Annotated in this window: 1 protein-coding gene; it reads left to right on the forward strand. The window is 69.2% G+C overall.

Going from position 1 to position 1666, the window contains the following annotated elements:
• On the forward strand, window positions 1-1502 hold a 1502-nt coding region (locus ACFQLX_RS25640), incomplete at its 5' end, for a condensation domain-containing protein (RefSeq protein ID WP_386418914.1).
• Window positions 1503-1666 lie beyond the last annotated feature (164 nt).

Consider the following 1666-nt stretch of genomic DNA (forward strand, 5'->3'; position numbering starts at 1 on the left):
AGGGCCTGTGGTTCCAGAGCCACTACGCGCAAGGCGAGGGCATCTACCACGTCCAGATGATCCTCGGCATCGGCCTGCGGCTGGACACGGACGCCTTCCGGGAGAGCTGGGCGCAGGTCATGCGACGGCACCCGATCCTGCGCACCAGCTTCTGGGAGAACGAACACGGGGGACTCCAACTGGTCTGGTACGACATGCCTGTTCCCCTCCAGGTGCAGGACTGGCGCGATCGCAGCCCCGAGGAGCAGCAGGAGCGACTGGACGCCCACCTCACGCAGGACCGCGCCCGGGGCTTCGACCTCCACGACGCCCCGCAGTGGCGGCTCCTGCTCGTCCGTACCGCCGACGACGCCTACGAGCTGGTCTGGAGCGCCCACCACACCATCCTCGACGGCTGGAGTCTCAGCCTGATCCTCGGCGACGTCGTGCGGCAGTACGAGGCACTCACCGCCGGCCAGCGTGAGGAGAGCGCTCCGGTGCGGCCCTACCGCGACTACGTCTCCTGGCTCCAGCGCCAGGACACGGCAGAAGCCGAGGAGTACTGGCGCCACACCCTGCGGGGAGTCGAGCAGGCCACCCCCTTGGGCGTCGAGCGCCTCCCGGCCGCGAGCGGTGCACCGTCCGCAGCCGGCCAGGCCGAGACCGGGGTGTTCTTCGACGACGAGGACACCCGCAGACTGCACGAGCTGGCCCACACCCACGGACTGACCCTCAACACCGTGCTGCAGGGCTGCTGGGCACTGCTGCTCGCCCGCTACTCGGGCACCGACGACGTCGTCTTCGGCACGGTCACCTCGGGACGCCCCTCCGAGGTCGAGGACGTCGAGCGCATGGTCGGCCTGTTCATCAACACCCTTCCCCTGCGCGTGCACCTACCCGAAGCGGCAACCGCCCTCGACTGGCTCCACGGCCTGCAGGAGCAGAACGTGCAGATGCGCCAGTACGAGCACAGCCCGCTGCGCCAGGTCCACCAGTGGAGCGGACTGCCCGCCGGCGCCCCCCTGTTCGACAGCCTCTTCGTCTTCGAGAACTACCCGGTGGAGCGGGACGACACCGCCGCGCTGCGCTTCGACCTGCTCCGGTCCGAGGAGCGCATCAACTACGCGCTGGGCGCGGTGGTGACGGGCCGGGAGCGGCTCCACCTGTCCGTCCAGTACGACACCGGACGCTTCGACGACGAGGCGATCGACCGACTGCTCACCCACTTCCGGAGCATCTGCTCGCAGATCGTCGGGAACCCGGAGACGCAGCTGGGCGGCATCACCGTCCTCACCGAGGAGGAGCGCCGGCAGATCCTGCGGCAGTCGAACTCCGCGCCCGCGGAGACGGTGCCCGACGAGGACTTCGACCTGCTGGCCTTCGCAGCGGAGATGGAGAGCGCCGAGGACCGCGCGCTCCTGGAGCAACTCCTCGCGGACGTCCGGGACATGCCGCAGAGCGATCTGCAGACACAGCTTCTGAGTACGCCGCCGGCCACGGAGACGGGTGACAGCCATGAGTGAACGTCTTCCCCAGCAACTTGCGAACCTCTCCGCGGAGCAGCAGGAACTGCTGCGCCGACGACTCCGCCAGGCCAAGCAGCAGATGGCGCAACCGGCGCCCTTTCACAAACTGTTCGAGGAGCGGGTGCGGCGGTGTCCGGACCGGGTGGCCGTGGTGTCGGGTG

Source organism: Streptomyces polyrhachis (genome assembly GCF_042663125.1).
Lineage (GTDB): Bacteria > Actinomycetota > Actinomycetes > Streptomycetales > Streptomycetaceae > Streptomyces > Streptomyces polyrhachii.